The sequence below is a fragment of the Megasphaera intestinihominis genome, assembly GCF_040096415.1.
GTDB lineage: Bacteria > Bacillota > Negativicutes > Veillonellales > Megasphaeraceae > Megasphaera > Megasphaera intestinihominis.
Map to the genome: position 1 here is coordinate 1 of NZ_JBBMEU010000048.1, position 16476 is coordinate 16476.

At 47.9% G+C, this 16476-nt stretch carries 12 protein-coding genes and 1 CRISPR repeat array; of the genes, 11 read left to right on the forward strand and 1 reads right to left on the reverse strand.

Annotated elements, in window-relative coordinates; genetic code table 11:
- The 9 genes from WMO23_RS08320 to WMO23_RS08360 form a co-directional block, all read left to right on the forward strand.
- The coding region (locus WMO23_RS08320) for a zinc ribbon domain-containing protein (RefSeq protein WP_435404768.1) at positions 1–389 on the forward strand (389 nt) is incomplete at its 5' end.
- Positions 390–777: 388 nt separating this feature from the next.
- Positions 778–2961: a CRISPR-associated helicase Cas3' gene (gene cas3, locus WMO23_RS08325; RefSeq protein WP_349173767.1), complete on the forward strand. Its 2184-nt coding sequence runs from the start codon at positions 778–780 to the stop codon at positions 2959–2961.
- Positions 2962–2978: 17 nt separating this feature from the next.
- Positions 2979–3632, forward strand: a complete 654-nt coding sequence (cas5c, locus tag WMO23_RS08330) for a type I-C CRISPR-associated protein Cas5c (protein WP_349173769.1) — start codon at positions 2979–2981, stop codon at positions 3630–3632.
- Positions 3629–5518, forward strand: a complete 1890-nt coding sequence (gene cas8c, locus WMO23_RS08335; protein ID WP_020310786.1) for a type I-C CRISPR-associated protein Cas8c/Csd1 — start codon at positions 3629–3631, stop codon at positions 5516–5518. The genes cas5c and cas8c overlap by 4 nt, the downstream gene beginning before the upstream one ends.
- A 1-nt stretch (position 5519) precedes the next feature.
- The gene (gene cas7c, locus WMO23_RS08340) at positions 5520–6413 is read left to right on the forward strand and encodes a type I-C CRISPR-associated protein Cas7/Csd2 (RefSeq protein ID WP_020310787.1); all 894 of its coding nucleotides are present in this window, start codon (positions 5520–5522) and stop codon (positions 6411–6413) included.
- A gap of 183 nt (positions 6414–6596) precedes the next feature.
- Positions 6597–9612: direct repeats of the CRISPR family, unit length 32 nt; unit sequence GTCGCACCCTTCACGGGTGCGTGGATTGAAAT.
- 69 nt (positions 9613–9681) lie between these two features.
- Positions 9682–10338, forward strand: a complete 657-nt coding sequence (cas4, locus tag WMO23_RS08345; RefSeq protein WP_303267852.1) for a CRISPR-associated protein Cas4 — start codon at positions 9682–9684, stop codon at positions 10336–10338.
- Positions 10339–10344: 6 nt separating this feature from the next.
- Positions 10345–11376 carry a type I-C CRISPR-associated endonuclease Cas1c gene (gene cas1c, locus WMO23_RS08350; protein WP_303267851.1) on the forward strand — a complete coding sequence of 344 codons (1032 nt, stop codon included), beginning with the start codon at positions 10345–10347 and terminating at the stop codon, positions 11374–11376.
- 9 nt (positions 11377–11385) lie between these two features.
- Positions 11386–11676, forward strand: coding sequence for a CRISPR-associated endonuclease Cas2 (gene cas2 / locus WMO23_RS08355; protein WP_020311746.1), 291 nt, complete (start codon positions 11386–11388; stop codon positions 11674–11676).
- 410 nt (positions 11677–12086) lie between these two features.
- Positions 12087–12782, forward strand: coding sequence for a DUF542 domain-containing protein (locus WMO23_RS08360; protein WP_292107738.1), 696 nt, complete (start codon positions 12087–12089; stop codon positions 12780–12782).
- An 81-nt stretch (positions 12783–12863) separates the two neighbouring features.
- Here the strand turns inward: WMO23_RS08360 and WMO23_RS08365 are convergent, their stop codons facing one another.
- Positions 12864–13886, reverse strand: coding sequence for an alpha/beta hydrolase (locus WMO23_RS08365; protein WP_020311744.1), 1023 nt, complete (start codon positions 13884–13886; stop codon positions 12864–12866).
- A gap of 364 nt (positions 13887–14250) precedes the next feature.
- Here WMO23_RS08365 and WMO23_RS08370 point away from each other — a divergent pair, with 364 nt between their 5' ends.
- Positions 14251–15423, forward strand: coding sequence for a tetratricopeptide repeat protein (locus WMO23_RS08370; RefSeq protein WP_301876924.1), 1173 nt, complete (start codon positions 14251–14253; stop codon positions 15421–15423).
- Positions 15424–15525: 102 nt separating this feature from the next.
- Positions 15526–16329 carry an alginate biosynthesis protein AlgP gene (locus WMO23_RS08375; protein ID WP_302755883.1) on the forward strand — a complete coding sequence of 268 codons (804 nt, stop codon included), beginning with the start codon at positions 15526–15528 and terminating at the stop codon, positions 16327–16329.
- The last annotated feature ends 147 nt before the right edge of the window (positions 16330–16476 follow it).

Here is a 16476-nt window from a genome sequence, read left to right on the forward strand (position 1 = left end):
ATAATCGAGATTTCAAACGAGGACTAAAACTGGGCAAAGTGACGAATCAACATTTCACCCAAATCAGCCTGAGCTATTTGCGTAGTAACTTGAAACACCTGTGTGAACGCTACGGGATAACCTATCTGGAACAGAAAGAGTCCTATACCTCTCAGGCCAGCTGCCTGGATTTGGATGCTATTCCCGTATACCAGCCGGATACACCCTATGCAGGAACGTTCAGCGGGAAACGAATCCGGCGCGGCCTGTACCGCTTCGCCAACGGCAGGACGGCTAATGCCGACATCAACGGCGCCGCCAATATACTTCGTAAAAGTAAGCAGAACTTCGATTTCGAGGGACTGTGTAAAGGGCTTTTGGACAGCCCTTTGAGAATAAGGCTATCCTGATTTCAGGAGGAAACTTAAACAGCAACCTTCTCAAGAATCTCCCGCTTCTATAAACGGGAGAGGTTCAACTTGTCATTCAAAAAAATTCTCACAATATGTTGACACCGTCCAGGGCTTGTCGCACGTGCGACAAGCCTTTTTTTATGCTATAATATACCCGTCTCGCTGATGGATTCCATGAGCGTGTGGATTGAAATTGTAATATTGAGTAGTAAGTTATTGAGTGGCCTGTCGTATGATATTCATACGGCAGGTTTTTTCTATAAATAAATTTTACTATTCAATATTACAGAAAATATATATTGACTAGCAGTATGGAACGGAGTATACTGAGTGTATCAAAAACGAATTATAGAATTCACAAAATTGTAGAGAAAGGAGAATAGAGATGGGAACATATATTGGGCATACTAGCGAAGAGGGACGACAGCAGCTGCTGATAGACCATTTGAAAGGGGCCAGCCTTTTGGCAGAACGATTTGCCAGCATATTTGATGCGGCCGAATGGGGGAAGATGGCCGGGTTATATCATGACATCGGGAAATATAGCGCGGCTTTCCAGCAACGGATCCTGGAAGAGGGACCGCGGGTCGATCATTCTACGGCTGGTGCCTTGTTGATGAAGAAAATAAAGAATGTGCCTTTGGCTTTCTGTATTGCCAGTCATCACAGCGGTCTCCTCAATACGGGAACGAGATTATCGAAAGCCGATGACGGTACCTTGAAGGGGCGGCTGAAAAAAGAATTGAAAGGCAAGCTGGACTATTCAGCTTATCGGCAGGAATTGCCTGAACCGCTGCCGATTCGCAAGGCACCGGCCTTTTTATACGGAAAAGACCGGTTTTATTACTCTTTCTTCATCCGTATGCTTTTTTCCTGCTTAGTCGATGCCGATTTCTTGGATACGGAACAATTCGTGAACGCTGGCAAGGTGCAACGCGGCGGATTCGCGACGATGCAGGAACTTCACGATTTATTTTTTGCTTATTATGCAACATTTGGGGAACCCACTACGCCTATCAATCAAAAACGGCAGGAAATTTATCAGCAATGTCTGGATGCAGCTGAAAAGGAACCCGGTATGTTTAGCCTGACCGTTCCGACCGGCGGCGGTAAGACCTTGTCTTCCTTGGCTTTTGCCTTGAAACACGCTGTAAAGTATAAGAAACAGCGGATTATTTATATCATCCCTTATACGTCGATTATTGAACAGACTGCCGATATTTTCCGCAATATCCTGGGAGATGGTAACGTCATCGAACACCATATGAATGTCGATTACGATAAAGATGACAATAAAGAGGATAATGACAAAAAGGAAGATGATGGCTTAAACCGCAAAAAGCTGGCGACTGAAAACTGGGATGCGCCCGTCATTGTGACGACGAATGTGCAGTTTTTTGAATCCCTCTTTGCGGCCAAGACCAGCCGGTGCCGCAAGGTACATAATATTGCCAATAGTGTCCTCATCTTCGATGAAGCGCAGATGCTCCCTGAACCTTATTTGCGGCCGTGTATTCGCAGTATAGGCGAATTGGTGGCCAATTATCGCTGCACAGCTGTATTGTGTACGGCAACGCAGCCGAGTTTGGAAACGTATTTTTCCCAGATTGGAGAAGGCCTGAAAGTGCGGGAAATCTGCCCGGATACACAAGGACTGTATGAATTCTTCAGGCGCGTCACTTATCGATTCATGGATGTAGATTCTTTGGAATCCTTGGCAGCGCAGCTGAAAGAGCATGAGCAGGTCCTGTGTGTCACTAATTCCAAGAAGGACGCTCGGGACTTGTATCAGATGATGGCGGGCGATGGATGTTATCATTTGTCGACCTTCATGTATCCGGCTCATCGGCGCCGCGTCTTAGCAATCATCCGTCAACGCCTTAAGGATGGTTTGCCCTGCCGGGTCATTTCAACCAGCTTGATTCAGGCTGGCGTCGATGTCGATTTCCCTGTTGTTTATCGTGAAATTGCCGGCCTGGATAGTATTATCCAGACAGGCGGCCGCTGCAATCGGGAAGGGAAACAGCGGACCGAAGACAGTACCGTATATATTTATGATTTGCATAAGCCTATGAACCGGATTCCTGCTTTCGTGCGGCGCCCTATTGAAATAACCCAGATGGTGGCGAAGCACCATGCCGACATAGCCAGTGCAGAGAGTATTAAAGCGTATTTCGACCAGCTCCATTACACGATTGGCGAAGACCAGCTGGACAGCAAAAATATTTTGAAACGATTAGAAGGAAATACCCCGGACTTTACAGAGATTGCAAAAGATTTTAAACTGATAGAAGAAGATAGCAGACCCGTTTTTATTCCCGTAGATGATGACCTGGATAATCAGAAAATCCTGACACAATTGATAGCCAGTGTTTGTAACCGGTCCATATTACGTAAGGCTAATCAATATATGGTCAGCGTCTATGAGAACCAGTTCGAGAAACTCTGGGAAACGAATAAGCTGGACGCATTGGATCTAGGATTGTATGTACTAAAAGATCCGGCGGTATATGACCCGGATACGGGGCTCGTCGTCAATATGGAAGATGGAATAGGCATCTTTTTATAAATTGAGGAGATGATGATATGGCAATACGTGTAGAGGTTTGGGGAGATTATGCCTTGTTCTCCCGGCCGGAAATGAAAACGGAACGTGTCAGTTATGATGTCATGACACCGTCTGCAGCACAAGGCATCATTGAGGCCATTTATTGGCATCCCGGACTCAGATGGATTATTGATAAAATCTATGTCCTCAGTCCTATTCAATTTACCAATATACGCCGTAATGAAGTTAAGGCAAAGGCCAGTGCCAGAGCGGCCAAGCAGGCGATGACTAAGAAAAATCTGGCGTTGTATTTGAGTACGAAAGAAGAAATACAGCAACGGGCTTCCATGGTACTGTGCAAGGTGCATTATGTCATCGAAGCGCATTTTGAATTGACTGATAAGGCCAATGCTTCTGACAATGCAGGAAAGTTCCAGGATATCATCCGCCGCCGCCTGAAACGGGGGCAATGCTATCATACGCCTTATTTTGGCTGCCGGGAATTTCCTGTCAATTTCCGGGAATATGAATTTGACAGTGTGCCGACAGCCTATGCCGGGGAAGATAAGGAATTAGGGTATATGCTGTATGACATGGATTATTCCGACTTACAGCACATACGGCCTATGTTCTTCAAGGCGACCTTACATAACGGGGTCCTGGATTTGCGGGATTGTGAGGTGCACTCATGATTTTACAATCATTGGTAGATTACTATGAAACCTTAGCCCGACAGGGTGCTATTGCCAAACCAGGATGGGGAAACTATAAGATTTCTTATGCTGTGAATCTGAATCAACAGGGCGAAGTCATCGGTATCCTGTCTTTGGAAAAAGAAGTGATGCGGGGAAAAAAGAAGGTATCTGTGCCTACTACCCATATGCTGCCGGAAGGCGTGAAAAAATCGTCGGGCATCCGGCCGCAGTTCTTATGGGCGAATGCTGCATATTGCCTGGGCCTGCCTAAGGAAAATAAGACGGCAGATATAACGGGAGATGCGGCAACAAAATGGGAAAAGGATAAAAAACGGAGTGTAGCTTGTTTTGAAACGATGAAACAATATCATTTAGATATCTTAGAAGCTGTCCACACGCCGTCAGCAGCGGCTTTGAAGCGGTTCTTTACGACGTGGAATCCGGAAACAGCAGAAAATCATTCCGTATTGAAACCGTACCTGACCACCAACCTATTAACAGCCAATGTAATGTATGCGGTTGAAGGCGTCTTTGTTCAAGATGATGAAACCATCAGGAGCGCCTGGGATGCTCATTATAATCAACCATCTGATGATGCTGTCAAAGGGCAGTGTTTAGTCACAGGGAAAATAGGACCCATTGCCCGCATCCATCCTAATATCAAAGGCGTCCGCGGTGCCCAGTCTTCGGGAGCTTCCTTAGTATCCTTTAACGCAGAGGCTTTTGAATCATACGGTCATTCAAAGGGACAGTGCTATAATGCTCCTGTCAGTGAACATGCCGCTTTCGCCTACACGACGGTATTGAATCAACTCATCGCCGATGAAAAGCATTGCAAGGTCATTGGCAATACGACTGTCGTCTATTGGGCAGCCAATGGGGAAGAAGCCTATCAGGATTTGCTTCATAGCGCCGTTTTTGAAGATGATGACACTATTGATGATGAGACACTTGATGCCTTGTTTTCTCACATCCAAAAAGGGATGCCCTTTGATTTTCAAGGAGTTCCCATCCATCCCGATACGCCTTTTTATATCTTAGGGTTATCGCCAAATGCAGCCAGACTCTCAGTCCGTTTTTTCTTACAAGATACGTTCGGTCATTTTATCGACCACGTGCGCAAACATTATGAAAGACTGGAAATCGTTATGCCTCAGCAGTATCGGGCTTACTTGCCATTAGGGAGATTGTTGGGGGTAACAGTGAATCCTAAACGTAAGGACACGAAAGGAAAACCTGATAAAAAGTATGAGAAAGCATCCCCACTTCTGGCAGGGGCTGTGATGCGGAGCATCCTCTCGGATACGCCTTACCCGCAGGCTTTATACAACCACGTCATGCTGAGAGTTAAAGCAGATCAAGATGATAAAGATAAGCATATCTATAAAATTACTGCTGAAAAAGCCGCTATCATCAAGGCTTGTTTATTGAAGAATTTCCCGAAAGGAGAGACGATAACTGTGGCGTTGAATGAAGAAAGTACGAATACGGCCTATGTATTAGGCAGACTGTTCTCTGTATTAGAACAAATTCAGGAAAAAGCCCATGAAAAAGATAATGGACGCGGTAAGGTTCCCGACTCAGAAAAGAATCGGAAAGGAATAAATAGCACGATTAAGGATCGATTTTTTAATAGTGCGGCTGCGACCCCAGGATGGGTATTTCCGATTTTGTTGAAAATGGCCAATCACCATTTACGCAAATTGAATGACAGAAAGGGATTGAAAATTGAACTGGAAAAAATGGTTACAGAGTTGGAAGGGAAAATCGAGATGAATGGCCAGCCTATTCCTGCGCGGATGAATTTGACGGATCAAGGCTTATTTATTTTAGGCTATTACCATCAGACCCAGAAACGGTATGTGAAGAAGGAGGAAAAATAAAATGTCAGAACCCATTAAGAATCGCTATGAATTTACCATCCTGTTTGACGTAGAAAATGGTAATCCCAATGGTGATCCCGATGCCGGTAATATGCCGCGTGTGGATCCGGAAACGGGGTATGGCCTGGTTACCGATGTCTGCTTGAAGCGTAAGATACGCAATTGCATCGAAACGATTTGCGAAGATAAACCCGGCTATCGTATTTACGTTAAAGAAGGCGTTCCTTTGCAGCGCAGTGATAAAGAAGCCTTGGAATATGTAGGGGTTAAAGAAGAAAAGGACATCAAAAAGATGAAGACAAGCGATCCGGAACTGGACCGTAAAATCTGTGATTTCATGTGCCAGAATTTCTTTGACATACGTACCTTTGGCGCCGTTATGACGACCTTTGTCAAAAGTGCCCTCAATTGTGGCCAAGTTCGCGGTCCTGTTCAGTTGGGTTTTGCCCGCAGCATTGATCCCATCATGCCACAGGAAGTCACCATTACCCGTGTCGCCATCACGACGGAAAAAGATGCTGAAAACAAAAATACCGAAATTGGCAGAAAGTACATCATTCCCTATGCGTTATATCGTGTAGATGGCTACGTATCGGCTAACCTGGCCCGGAAAGTGACCGGTTTCAGCGAAGATGATTTGCAGTATTTATGGAAGGCCATCATTAATATGTTTGAATATGACCATTCTGCTGCCAGAGGGAATATGGCCGTCCGCGAACTCATCGTTTTCAAGCATGATAGTGAACTGGGGAATGCTCCAGCTTATAAACTTTTTGACACTATTCATGTCCAGAAAAAAGATGGCGTCATTGCTCCCAGAAACTATACGGACTACGATATCACTGTAGATGAAAGTAAAATTCCGGAACATGTTACGTGTACCCGGATGATTTAACCAAGCAAAAAAAGCGGTGCGAAGCAGAATCACACATAAAATATATCAGAGCTTCGCACCCGTCTTGATTTCTATAAAAATGAGCAATATCCGGATAATTGACTCAAAAATTGAACTGCTCATCAATCAGTTCGCAATATGATTGATGAGAGAGCAGATAGTGACTGAGCCAATTTGAAGGCTGTCGCACCCTTCACGGGTGCGTGGATTGAAATCTTGGAAGGACGCCACAGTAGTTGTGGATGGGGCTGTCGCACCCTTCACGGGTGCGTGGATTGAAATAATCGTGGCGTAGCTCTTTCCGTCCTGGCAGGCTTGTCGCACCCTTCACGGGTGCGTGGATTGAAATCTTCCGGGACCGGAACCGGCGCGTTCGTCGGTGGGTCGCACCCTTCACGGGTGCGTGGATTGAAATATTGTCTATCACTCCTTTTTTTCTGGTGTCGGCCGTGTCGCACCCTTCACGGGTGCGTGGATTGAAATTCGACGTACGTTCCGGATGGTTTCGGAACGGGCGAGTCGCACCCTTCACGGGTGCGTGGATTGAAATAGCGGCTTGCGTCACATCGACACAACGAGCAAGCCAGTCGCACCCTTCACGGGTGCGTGGATTGAAATATCGATTACTACGAGGCGCGTGGCTGGGTAGTTGGCAAGTCGCACCCTTCACGGGTGCGTGGATTGAAATGTCGAGAGGGCCGTGAAGACCATCCTCGTAAAGCGTGTCGCACCCTTCACGGGTGCGTGGATTGAAATGAGGATGCCGGCCGCATCCAGTATGAACTGGCTCAGGTCGCACCCTTCACGGGTGCGTGGATTGAAATGAGCGGGTAAAAAAATGGTACACACTTGGGAAATGTCGCACCCTTCACGGGTGCGTGGATTGAAATATGACGGTGGCTAATTTTATCGTCGGCGCGGGACCGTCGCACCCTTCACGGGTGCGTGGATTGAAATCTCTTTGCTGACATATTGGCCGTCGCTGGACAGCTGTCGCACCCTTCACGGGTGCGTGGATTGAAATCCCTTCCGGGGCATAAGCCACATCAAGAGCCGTGCCGTCGCACCCTTCACGGGTGCGTGGATTGAAATGCTGAAAGAGATGCCAAAGCATGGCCATGGAGGATGTCGCACCCTTCACGGGTGCGTGGATTGAAATCCCTGTATGGCCCGGGAATGTTTCCAGCCGTTCTTGTCGCACCCTTCACGGGTGCGTGGATTGAAATGACTTCGGTCAACTTGAAGTACGTGGCACTGCGGTCGTCGCACCCTTCACGGGTGCGTGGATTGAAATAGACGAGGCGGCGAGAGGGTTAGTAGATGGCGATAGTCGCACCCTTCACGGGTGCGTGGATTGAAATTTATACGTCAAATACTTGATATACTGGATTGCCGTTGTCGCACCCTTCACGGGTGCGTGGATTGAAATATCCGCGGCGTTACAGCCGACGGGACCATCAAGGTCGCACCCTTCACGGGTGCGTGGATTGAAATGCCGCACACACGAATAAAATCAAGGCTTACAAGAAAGTCGCACCCTTCACGGGTGCGTGGATTGAAATTGAAAGAACGGCTTAATCAGTAGGCGGTGATGCAGTCGCACCCTTCACGGGTGCGTGGATTGAAATGACGGCAGGCCATTCGTGGCTCTCTGGCAGGTGCTCGGTCGCACCCTTCACGGGTGCGTGGATTGAAATATATGAAATACGATGTAACTTACTCTTGCGGCCACAGTCGCACCCTTCACGGGTGCGTGGATTGAAATGATGATTTCCGGCTTATCGCCGATGTTATCGAAAAGGTCGCACCCTTCACGGGTGCGTGGATTGAAATGTCCGCACTCAACAACGAACCGTTCAAGGTGACGACGGAACACGTCGCACCCTTCACGGGTGCGTGGATTGAAATCCGGCCTATGACGATACGTCCATCATGGCCAGGGCAAAGTCGCACCCTTCACGGGTGCGTGGATTGAAATTGAAAGAACGGCTTAATCAGTAGGCGGTGATGCAATGTCGCACCCTTCACGGGTGCGTGGATTGAAATGTACTGTTGCACGGACATTGTCACTGTCGGCCCGCTCGTCGCACCCTTCACGGGTGCGTGGATTGAAATTGGTACTCGGTATTCCAGGTATGGCCAAAGTCAAGTCGCACCCTTCACGGGTGCGTGGATTGAAATTCATATCGAAGACATGGATGCAGGACTTATCCGAAGTCGCACCCTTCACGGGTGCGTGGATTGAAATGATAGATTCGATTTTCAGAAAGCGGTCACTGGTCTGGTCGCACCCTTCACGGGTGCGTGGATTGAAATCATCTCGTATCATCTCCCAACGCTTACGCAGTCGCAGGTCGCACCCTTCACGGGTGCGTGGATTGAAATCATATTTCGGCGGGAATCCATATCCCTTTAAATTTGTCGCACCCTTCACGGGTGCGTGGATTGAAATTTTCCATTTATCCTTATCTCCCTAAACCTTTCTCGTCACACCCTTCACGGGTGCGTGGATTGAAATTTGCAAATCGTCCAGCCGGTGATGAGCGGATGCGGCGTCGCACCCTTCACGGGTGCGTGGATTGAAATGAGTACGTCGCGATGCCGAGGGGTGCAAGGCTCGGTCGCACCCTTCACGGGTGCGTGGATTGAAATTCATGCCTCAAAGGTAAAGCACACAAGGAAAGATCGTCGCACCCTTCACGGGTGCGTGGATTGAAATTAATACAGCTATTTATTGATAGTACGATTGATAACGTGTCGCACCCTTCACGGGTGCGTGGATTGAAATATTGGCGCGATGATGCTCCAACTCGAACGCTACAGGTCGCACCCTTCACGGGTGCGTGGATTGAAATTTTTTGAGCTAGGTAATCAATGTCGTCGTCATTACGTCGCACCCTTCACGGGTGCGTGGATTGAAATACATAAAACCATTTGAAAATATAAATTAAGGGCTGAGTCGCACCCTTCACGGGTGCGTGGATTGAAATGTGACCACATCTAAAGTCTTGACGATTGAGTAAAGGAGGATGTCGCACCCTTCACGGGTGCGTGGATTGAAATCAAAAAGAATATGAAAAATTGAATGAGTCCAAGGCCGTCGCACCCTTTGCGAGTGCGTGGATTGAAATCTGGCAAAAGGATCGGCCATAGGGATTAAGGAAGCTGTCGCACCCTTAGTGGGTGCGTGGATTGAAATATGATATAATTAAATTATAAAGTACTTATGGATGTGAATATTACAGAATACTGAAAGGAGGCGTTTTTCATGGAATATGCTGAAGATGATTTTTTGATGATATCGGGGATACAACATTTTTCTTTTTGTCCGAGACAATGGGCCTTAATTCACATAGACCAAGTTTGGGCTGAAAATGTTAAGACGATGGAAGGTAACATTATTCATGAAAATTGTCATAATCCAGACTTTGTGGAGAAACGCGGAGAGCTTCTTGTTTCCCGGGGGATGAGGATATCTTCAAGAACGTTGGGGGTAACTGGGCAATGTGATGTGGTGGAATTTCGTCAAAATAATGCTGGCTGTTATTTATACGGACAGAAAGGGGTATGGCAGCCTTTTCCCATTGAATACAAACGAGGGAAATCCAAGGATATAGATGCAGATCGTCTTCAGCTTTGCTGTCAAGCTATGTGTCTGACGGAAATGTTAGGAGTGCCTATTTCAGAAGGGGCTGTGTACTATCATGAAACTCATCGAAGAGAAACGGTTTCATTGACAGAAGATTTATGTCATCAAGTTAGAGAAATGTTGGCACAAATGCATGATTATTTTCGACGTGGCTATATTCCTAAAGTTCGCCCTAGAAAGGGATGCCCCAGTTGTTCCTTGAAAGAACTTTGTCTGCCTATCATTTGTAAAAAGAAATCAGCTCGTCCCTATTACGATACTATGTTGGGAGAGTGACGAAATATGAGAAAATTGTTGAATACATTATATATCATGACTCCGGAAACGTATTTAGCCTTAGAAAATGACAATGTTATCGTTTTAATGGATGAAAATGTGATGGGAAAATTTCCTCTTCATACGTTAGAGCAGATTATTTATTTCGGTTATAAAGGCGCGTCGCCAGCCTTAATGGGGGAATGTGCCAAAAGAAATATAGGACTTTGTTTTTATCGCCAGAGTGGTAGATTTTTGGCTAGGGTAGTGGGGACGACTCAGGGAAATGTATTATTGCGGAAAAAACAATACCGTTGTTCCGATGATGAAGAGCAAAGCTGTCAAATTGCCAGGTATTTTATTGTAGGGAAGATTTTCAATGCTCGCAGTGTGCTGGAAAGGGCCAAGCGGGATCATCCGTTGAGTGTTGATGTCCAGACCATAAAAGAAATCAGCGCATCGTTACTTCATTTGGCTAACGCAGCTAGGACGTGCTGTGATTTAGATAGCTTGCGAGGTTATGAAGGAGAGGCAGCCAGTCTATACTTCTCTGTATTTGACCGTCTGATATTACAGAATAAGGAAATCTTTTCCTTTGAACAACGAATCAAACGGCCTCCTAAAGACCCTGTCAATACGCTGCTTTCTTTTTGTTATACTATTTTGGCTAATGATTGCGCGTCTGCATTGGAATCTACTGGGCTGGATGCATATGTAGGATTCCTGCATCGTGACCGTCCAGGAAGAGCTTCGCTTGCTTTAGACTTGATGGAAGAATTGCGCAGTATCTATGCGGATCGATTTGTATTGACGTTGATAAACAATCGTAAAATAAACGCTAGTACCTTTGAACGACAAGCAAATGGGGCCGTATTACTGAACGACAAGGGCCGTAAAATTTTTCTTACTGACTGGCAGAACCGTAAGAAAGAGTTAATCAGGCACCCCTTTTTAGAAGAAAAGATTCCTTGGGGCTTAGTTCCGTTTGTTCAAGCTCAACTATTGGCGCGGGTCTTACGTGGCGATTTAGATGTGTATCCGGCTTTTTTGTGGAAATGAGATGAGTATATGTTAGTATTAGTGACCTACGACGTGAGTACACAAGATGATAATGGAAAGAGAAGACTGCATCAGGTAGCCAAGCAGTGCGAGAAATACGGTCAGCGTGTGCAGAACTCTGTATTCGAGTGCCTGTTGCAGCCTGATGAATTGGTTATATTGAAGCATCGGTTACTGAAAATCATGGATGAAGATAAAGATAGTATCCGATTCTACAATCTCGGTAAAAAATACCAATCAAAAATCGAGCACTATGGAGTTAAAGAAGCATATGATCCGGAAGAAGTACTGATTTTGTGAAATAGCATCGAATAATCGTAAGTGGAAAATAAATCGGTGGATTTAATCTCCTGGCTGGTTGTGAGACAATAGGCTCATCAAACAGGATAAATTAGACAAATTAGAGTTTCTCCCATTTTGTCTAAAAACTCTAATCTATCCTATTCAGCAAGGAGGATGTTTTTGGGTACTCAAAAAATTACACGCGAAATGAAAAGATACCAAATACAGCAAATTTCAAAGATGCCGAAACCTTGGATCAATACCTGCCTGGGGCAATAAAGACTCAGGAAATACGCTGTTCCTTTTTTATGAGAAATTTTTTTACGTTGCAAATGCTACGGATGACTCCGGCAGTATCTGATATACTCAAGATGTCTTGAGAAACTGACTCATAAAAATAGATTCATACGAGAAAAGGAAGCGATACTATGATTACTAAAGACATGACGTTAGCTGACGTTGTAAAAGCTTATCCGAATACGATTGGGTTCCTGAATGGTCTGCATCTCGATTACTGCTGCGGCGGCCATGACCCCATCGCTACGGCTGTCCGCGAAAAGGGTCTGGATGTAGATGAATTCCTGGCCGAGCTCAATCAGGCCGCAGAAAGAAAGGCGGCGCAGCGGGATGTACATGGCGATATTGAAGCGTTCAAAACGCTTGCAGTCACGGAAATGCTTGACGACCTGGAAGCGACGCATCACGTTACAGACCGCAGACTCATGGCTGAAACGGAAAAACTTCTCAACAAGATCCTCATCGTCCATTATCCGCATCATGGTAAAATGCTCACGCGCCTTCACCATCTTTATGCCGGCCTGAAGGCAGAACTGGAAGAGCATTTCGCCAAGGAAGAACAGCTCGTCTTCCCGCTGATGCGCCAGCATCCGCATCCGGACAGCCAGACGCTGGCACTTATCCAGGACTTGGAAGCAGAACACACCGGCGCCGGCGACGTCATCAAAGAAATCCAGGCACTGACGGATAACTTCACGCCGCCAGAAGATGCTTGCCCGACTTTCCGCCAGACGTATGTTGTCATGGAACAGCTCTTTGACGACATCTTCATCCACATCTTCAAGGAAAACTCCATCGCCTTCCCGGAATACGCCGAACAGGTCTGAATATTCTGAATATAAGGAAAATCACCTGCCTCAAGGATTGATCAACATCTTTGGGACAGGTGATTTTTTTTAGAAATTTGTTTATTTTTTCAAATACGAGTCGAAGAAAGCGGTGATGATGTCGAGGACTTCTTTTTGGTTCCAGTAGACGCCGCCGTGGGCTGCTCCTTCTACCAGGTAGCGTTTCGAGGGGATGTTATGTTTCTGGAGGGCCTGGAAGAGCAGGTCTGTCTGGCTCGGGGAGACAACGGTGTCCTTCGTGCCGTGCATGAGCAGCATAGGCGCACTGGTTTTGGAAATGTAAGTGATGGGGTTGGCCTTTTTGGCGCCTTCCGGATTGGCCAGGATGCCGCCGTCCTGGCCGCCGAATACGGCAGAGCCGTTCACCCAAAGGGCTTCCGTGGCGCCAGGCGACTGGTGGGCTTTTTTCACGGATTCACTGTAGTCGTCGCCGATGCGGGTGAGGTCAGAGAGGCCATAGAGGTCTACGGCTGCTTTTACGTCGCTCCCGACCTGGAGATTATCGCCTTTGTCAAAGGTCGTCGTGCCGCTGGTCGTCGCGGCCATGGCCGTGAGGTAGCCGCCGGCACTGCCACCGATGATGCCGATTCGTTCCGGGTCGATGCCGAATTGGTCTGCATGGGCTTTCAAATAGCGGATAGAGGCCTTCACATCTTCCAGGGGTTCCGGGAAGCGGGCCGTAGGTGCCACGCGGTACTGGATGGAAGCGACGACGTAGCCGGCTTCTGCCAGGCGCATGCGGAGTTGTATGCCGTTGTCCTTATTGGCATTGATGAAGCCGCCGCCCGTGACGTAAACGATGGCAGGCTGTTTCGTGTCCGATTTCGGCTGCAGGATGTCCATTTTCATGGCCACGTTGGGGTAGCCCCGCATCGGGACCTGTTCGTATACGACGTCGGAAATCTGATTGATCATCGGCGTCTTTACCGGTACGGATAACACCGTACTTTCTACTTTTCCCGGCATATCTTTCGTAGCCGAGTCCACATCTACATTCATCGCCATGGCATTGCCTCCTATCCATACCAGCCCGGCCAGGGCCAGGGTTATGAGCCGTTTTTGAGGTTCTGTATACTTAAACATTTTTATGAGGCCTCCTTTTTGGGTTGTATTTCTTCCATTTTAGCATTGAATAGGGAAGCCGGCAATGTTTTGACTGGATAAATGACGGCCCTGGCGATGGAGAGGGGGGACGGGGCTGGTATAATTATAAAAACTGCCTCTTACGCTCGGTGCCGCGACGCGAGGCCGTAGGGGATGGATACGAAGAAGATGGCACCGGCTACGTTGGGCTGACGCTTCATATTCTTTTTCAAACAAATTGCTCACCTCATTCGTTTTTTTTTCTTCATTATACCATATTACTTTTTGTCTTTTGGCAGGAATTTGGCGGGGCTATGTCGAATCTTATAAGGTAAAGCAAAATTCGAGAGATAGGGGGATTCTTATGAACCGATTGAAACAGTGCATATTAGCCGGGCTGATTTCCTGCTTTTTGGCCGTTCCCTGCCTGTCCCTGGCGGACGATGTGACCCTGGTGAAAGGCGATGGCCAAGGGGCCCTTGCTTTGCAGACCCACGGGGAAAGTGAACTCTTGCAGGCTGTCCGCGCCAAGGATTATGAGAAAGCCCTTCAGATCGTCAACGGCCAGATTGCAGAACATCCCGATGATGCCGATGCTTACGACCGCCGCAGCACGATTTACAGCCTCCTCGGACGGAATGACGAAGCCCTGGCCGATTGCGATAAAGCCATTTCCCTGGAACCGGGCACGGCCTTCCATTATTTCAACCGCGGCGCCATTTACGAACAGCGCAAAGAATACCCGCTGGCCGTCAACGACTATACGAAGGCCCTGGCCTTGAGCCAGAAGGGCGATCCTTTGCAGGGACTGATGTATTTCAACCGGGCCCGGGCCTATACGGCCATCGAATCGTATGACAAGGCCCTGGATGACGTCAAACAGGGGGAAAAGCTGGCTCCGGCCTTTCCTCAGAACTATATCCTCGAAAGCCTGATCTATGATAAGAAGGGCGACAAGAAAATGGCCGACCTGAGCCGCCGTATCGGCGTCATGTATGAATTCATGCACCGCGGCGATTACTTCCTGGCCGGTTCCGTCGCCGAAGAAGCCGGACTATACGACCAGGCCCTGGCACTGCTCAATGAAGCGGTGAAACGCCATCCCGACGACAGCCGGGTCTATTCCGAACGGGGCCTGGTCTACGCCCAGACGGGCCAGGACGAGTTGGCCATTGCCGACTTGACGAAAGCCCTGGCTTTGAAGGAAACGGCTATGGATTACAATAACCGCGGCGAATGTTACCGCCATTTGAAGCGTTTCGATTTGGCTAAAAAAGACTATGACCAATCGGTCCGCCTGGCCACGGATGACAGCGATAAATTGGCCGTCTACGACAGCCTGGGCCAGCTGGCCATGGACCAGGGCGATTATCCGCGGGCCGTACAGTATTTGACACAGGCTTTGGCCGTCAAGCCCTATGAAGATGGCTACAAGCTGCGCAGCCAGGTCTGGCGCAAATTAGGAGACACGAAGAAGGCCGACCAGGATGAGGCGGCAGCCCAGGAAATGGAACAGCGTCAGCTCCTGGGTTCGTAGCAGGACTTTTCAAATTCCCCTGAATATGTTACAATTGAAACGCTGTTCGTGAAAATAACCGAATGTCATACACATAATTTCAGTATTTTAAGGGGGAATTCAATGAAGAAGTCTATCATCGCAATCCTGTTTCTTTGCTGTCTTATGGGAACTGTCACTGCTTCGGCAGCACAGGTCAAGGAATCGGAAACGGTATCTCCGGCCGTTGCCGTTATGGCACAGGTCCAGGAACAAGACAAAGCCAAGAAGAAAACGAACACTACCACAACGAATAATTCTGACAAAATCGGTGACCGCCTTCGGGATCGCGTCCATGCCCTGATTCCGGCCTCGGCTTTTGCCAATATTGATAATCCCGGTACGATTACGCCGGATACGGTCAAGTACCATTATGCTGAATCGCAGCACATGGCGACACCGGTTACGGCCTGGAACCGTCAGAAATATGAAGACCAATACCAATACCAGTATCAGTATCAGCACGACTCCTATGATGCAGCTATTGCCGATGCCTACGCATACCGCCGTGATTTCGGCAAGAGCAACCTGCGCAAATGGAGCAGCACGGAAGGTATGGATACGCCGTGGGACAGCAACTGGACGACCGATACGGCTCATTTCCAGAGCTCGACCATCGCTTTCCTGGATCATCTGAATACCGAAGCCCGTCAGGCTGGCATTTCCTTCGTCATCACCGGCGGTGCGGAAAGCGGCTACCATGCCAGCGGCATCTATTCCCACGAAAATGGCTATAAAGTCGACATCTCCGACGACGGCATCTATCAGGGCACCAAGGCTTATGAAGTCCTCATCAACGCCCTGTCGCCGTACAAGCATCAGATTACCCACGAATGGGACAAGAACCACTACGATATCACCATCTATCCGGAAAATTATAATGGGTAAGAAAAGTTTGTAGTTCGTGTTTCGTGAAAGCCTCCCCTAATAGGGGAGGTGGCCCGGAGGGCCGGAGAGGTTGACCTCTCAGTCAGCTGTGCTGACAGCTCTCCTAACAGGAGAGCCGGGCCGCCCTTTGGGACGGCCCCTACGCAC